Genomic DNA, 4,123 nt, shown 5'->3' with positions numbered 1-4,123 from the left:
ACAGCTGCTCGGCTGGATGACGGGGAGAGCAAGGCTGTCCAGCTCCTCAAAGTTCGTCTCGCAGAGTTGATACCGCACCAGGCGCGACTGTCCCCAGCGAGCGTTGATCAGCTGACCGGTTGCGGTGAGGGCTGACCCGTCCGGAATGCCGTCCACGCTGTGTGCCGTTAGTTCGAAAATCTCTGACTGGGCCATCTGCGCGCAGTAAAAACGATGCAGCAGGGAGTCGGCGAACCAGATTTTGTCGCCATGCCACTGCAGGGTGTTGGGCACCAGCTGGTTGCCGAGCAGACGCTGCGGGGCGTTATCGCCAGAAGCAAAGCGATACCAGCTGCCGATGGCCTTTTCGGCCTCTGGATCCATGGTGCTGAACCACAGCGCCCCGTCCGGGGCAATGGCGGCTTCGTTCGGGCGCGTGCCGATGGCATCAGCCGGGTAATCGCAAAGTGGGGCGAAATGTGAGTGGGCGTAGTCGTACAACCCGATCCCACTCTGGCTGACGGTCAAAAATGTCTCTTCCTGCGTCGTCAGCAGCACCGCACTGGTAAAAGGCGGCATGGCGTGGATCTGGGTTCTTGCATTGTCTTCCGGCCAGTAGCGCAGCAGACGCTGAGCAAGGATATCCACCCATAACAGCGACTGGCTGCGGGCGCACCAGACCGGGGTTTCCCCCAGCCGCGCCCGGTAAGAACCGTGGACTTTTATCGGCGAACTGACGATGCTTTTCATCACCCTACTCCACGCACTCAAGCCACGCGTGCTGATAGGCCTGCGCCCTTTCCCGCAGCAACGCCATGCTCATACCCGCCTGATACAGCCCGCCGCCCAGGCCAAAACCGTTAGCTCCTGCCCGGATATAGCTGCGCATCTGCACGACGTCAGGCTGAATGCCGCCCACCGGCAGGCAGGCAACCTCTTGCGGAATAACCGATCGGAAGGCTTTAGCGATGGCAGGCGTGACATGCTCCGCCGGAAAAAGCTTCAGCGCGCTGGCTCCTGCGGCGATGGCGCTGAAGGCCTCGCTCGGCGTCATCACGCCCGGCAGGCTGACCAGCCCGCATTCCACCGACTGGCGAATGACTCGCGGGTCGCAGTTCGGCGAAATAATCAGCTGCCCGCCAGCATCCGTCACCTGCAACACCTGCTCAACGGTGAGAACCGTGCCTGCCCCGACAAACCCGCGTCCGGCCACCGTTTCACGCATCAGGCGGATAGATTTGAGTGGCTCGGGGCTGTTCAGCGGCACTTCCAGCCAGTGGAAACCGCAGCTCAGCAAAATCTCTGCAGCCTCGCTGGCTTGTGCGGGCGTGATGCCGCGCAAAATGGCGACCAGCGGCAGCGACTCCTGCTGCCAGCGGGTCATAAACGATGTTGAATTCATCAGGCATTTCCTTGAGTAAGGGAGAAAAGGTGGCTCAGGCCACGGATAAAGCAGTCATCGCCGTTGACCGGCGTCAGCGTCAGCCCTGTCAGGGTGGCAGCAAGTTGATAGCGCTCCGTCAGGGACGGGCTTCCCACCACCCAGGCGTGCTGCCCGACGGGTAAAGTCAGAAGCTCATAGCCAATCGTCAGGCCGGAGAGATAGCTGTGGACATGCGCCGAGGCGATTTCCCCCGCCAGGCGGCGGGTGCGGGCAGAAAAAATAAGGTGAGTGAAGGGAGAGCCGCGAAGCGCTGTTTTCGCCCCCAGCAGAAAGGCTGTTTTATCCTCCTGCTGCTCTGGCAACCCTTTCCCGAGAAGGGAGTGCTGGCCCAGGAGAGAGAAGACTTCGCCGGTCATAAAGGTGGAAAAGCGGATAATTTGCCCGTCAGCCATTTCCGCGTGCTTGCTGTGAGTGCCGGGCAGTAGTGCAAAATGACGCTCCGCGGGATGCAACTGACTCAGTCCAAAAAGCTGCACTTCTTCCCCACGCATGACGTCTGGCTGACCGAATGGGCTGGTACCGCTGACACCAGGCACGATCCACGCCCGGCTGCCCCACGGAGTGGTGAAGCTGTGCATACGATCCAGCAGATTACCCGCACCGCAGGGCTGCGGTGAGTAAGGCACTTCATGCCAGCCCTGCTGCGACCCGACCATGCCCGCCATCATGACGGGCAACTCGCCATAGCGATTTAGCCACGGCGCAAGTAAGGCGTGAAGCGTGGCGGCGAACCGTGTGTTCTCGACAGATAACAACCCGCAGGGATGGCTGACGCGCTCAATCTGCTGCGCCTCATGCATTAAAAAAGCGCGGAAGTTAGTGGTGCCCCAGTCGACTGCAATCCAGTATTTTTTCATCAGGTAATACAACCTTTGAAATCTTGTAATACAAGAATGCTAGAGCAAAAAATCCCCACGATCTGTGAGGCGGATCGAAATTATTCTAAGGAGGGATCAGGCGAAGAGGTGGAGGTGCTCCGGGAGTTCTTTCCAGATGTGCTTCTGAGCGGCATTAATGAGGATGGCGCGCATCTGCTGGCGGGCGGCTTCAGGACGCTTCAAGCGAATGTTTTCGAACAATAAAAAGTGATCGTCCACGGCGGGATAAGTCTCACGGACATCCTTTTCCAGGGTCTGGCGGAAGGACAGCACCATGGCGGCAGAGAGGGCATTTCCCAGCGCCAGCAGGAACGGATTGTGGGTCGCCCGGAGCAGCGCCTGATGGAACGCGAGGTCACCCTCCTCAAACAGCGCGCGTTTAGCTCCGGTTTGCCCCTGCCGCATCAAACCCAGCGCATCCTCGAGGGCGGCCAGATCGTGACCTGTGGCATTCAGTGCCGCCAGCGTGGCGATATTGGGTTCGAAAATAAGGCGGGTCACCATGAGCTGCTCGACAAGTTCCGGCCCGACGTCACCTTCAGCCAGCCAGTTAAGCACGTCGGCATCCAGTAAATTCCACATCTCACGATGGTTAACGACCGTGCGCTTTTTGGGCTGGATGGTGATGAGCCCTTTGGCGGCCAGAAACTGTAGCGCGTTGCGCACGGAGGTACGGGAGACGCCGTACTCTCCCGCCAGCTCATTCTCACCCGGCAGCGAAAGCCCCGGATGGAGATCGCCATGCAGGATTCGACTGGCGAGATGTTGCGTGACGGATTCGGCAAGGGTTGGTTGCTGCATGCTCATGGTATTCCGACGTTAAATTAATGAGCAATATAGTAAAGCATCCCAGGAAGTGGTACCAACAAAGAGTCGCCTTTGGAGAGTAGATGATAAGGATGTCAAAATGATACACTTCGTAGTGTTACGAATGAGAGACCTCTGTTTGTTTACTGCTATATACATTATGAAAATAGTGATAAATGGCATCAGTAAGACAGAGGTCTCAACTCAGTCATTGCAGTACAATTTTCAATCAGACACTCATCGGTTTGAAAGCTTCCCCAAAATTGTACTACCAATTCCAAAACCACAAGCCAGGCGAACACTATTTCGTTCCGACATCGCAGACATATTCAGGTGTCACTTCCTCGGGATTAAAAACATCATACCCCAGAACCGAGTGAATAAACGGCATTATAAATGCCGTTTTGGTTGCTTCCTCGGTCTGAATAGCATTCCCCTGCTGTTTAATTTTATCGGCCAGCAATGCCAGTTTCTCTGTGAACTCCATTCATATTTCCTCAAAACAAAAATGATAGTGATTAAATCGAATATAAAATCATTAAGTAAATGACCAATAACGGCCTCTGCCATCAAACCGTCAAAAATACGATACCAGCAACCATGCCACGTCAGCATTGATTCTAAATATTGTTAAGAAACAGACGGTATTAAGAGTAATGTGCTAACCCGTGGCAGAAAGAAGGTGTTTATGTTCAATATCTGAATGGCCGGTGATAACAGACAAATGGCGCTGTATATCCCGTGCGTTTACTGATTCGGGCCAGCATAATGTTCTTTTTGCCATCCAGACTTCCTTCAGCCCGTCACAGCGAAATCCGTTTATTACCGGACAATACGCTATAATTGCGCAGTCCGTATCAGCAGATTGCTCCAATCGCTCTGGAAATACCCCCAGTCTTAAGCAGGTGGATAATACAGTCAGCGCTATCGTTTATTTTCATCGGACCATCTGACTTTCACGCTGATGCTGCAGGATACGGCGTAGACAGGCTATCTGCAGCACCGCCGGGATGGT

4 protein-coding genes and 1 pseudogene are annotated in these 4,123 nt (G+C 55.4%); all 5 read right to left on the bottom strand.

All coding sequences use genetic code 11. The features are described from left to right. Positions 1-729 (bottom strand): SMP-30/gluconolactonase/LRE family protein (locus ACKI5T_RS15925; RefSeq protein WP_407438684.1); only part of this gene is annotated, 729 nt, incomplete at its 3' end. Positions 730-733: 4 nt separating this feature from the next. After that, positions 734-1,381 (bottom strand): 2-dehydro-3-deoxy-6-phosphogalactonate aldolase, encoded by a 648-nt coding sequence (locus ACKI5T_RS15920; protein ID WP_407438683.1) that lies wholly within the window; start codon positions 1,379-1,381, stop codon positions 734-736. Further along, positions 1,381-2,280 (bottom strand): 2-dehydro-3-deoxygalactonokinase, encoded by a 900-nt coding sequence (locus ACKI5T_RS15915; protein ID WP_407438681.1) that lies wholly within the window; start codon positions 2,278-2,280, stop codon positions 1,381-1,383. The genes ACKI5T_RS15920 and ACKI5T_RS15915 overlap by 1 nt, the downstream gene beginning before the upstream one ends. Positions 2,281-2,376: 96 nt before the next feature. Beyond that, the gene (locus tag ACKI5T_RS15910; protein ID WP_407438679.1) at positions 2,377-3,102 is read right to left on the bottom strand and encodes a FadR/GntR family transcriptional regulator; all 726 of its coding nucleotides are present in this window, start codon (positions 3,100-3,102) and stop codon (positions 2,377-2,379) included. Between the two features lie 310 nt (positions 3,103-3,412). Next, positions 3,413-3,595: pseudogene (locus ACKI5T_RS15905) on the bottom strand (restriction endonuclease); the annotation flags it as partial. Between the last annotated feature and the right edge of the window lie 528 nt (positions 3,596-4,123).

It is taken from the genome of Lelliottia sp. (assembly GCF_045627565.1).
GTDB lineage: Bacteria > Pseudomonadota > Gammaproteobacteria > Enterobacterales > Enterobacteriaceae > Enterobacter.
Note: the sequence above shows the minus strand (reverse complement) of the source record. Positions and strands in the feature narration are given on the sequence as shown.

Coding starts and splice junctions, on each gene's coding strand:
- ACKI5T_RS15915 (WP_407438681.1), bottom strand. CDS start 2,280: ATGAAAAAATACTGGATTGCAGTCGACTGGGGCACCACTAACTTCCGC.
- ACKI5T_RS15920 (WP_407438683.1), bottom strand. CDS start 1,381: ATGAATTCAACATCGTTTATGACCCGCTGGCAGCAGGAGTCGCTGCCG.
- ACKI5T_RS15910 (WP_407438679.1), bottom strand. CDS start 3,102: ATGCAGCAACCAACCCTTGCCGAATCCGTCACGCAACATCTCGCCAGT.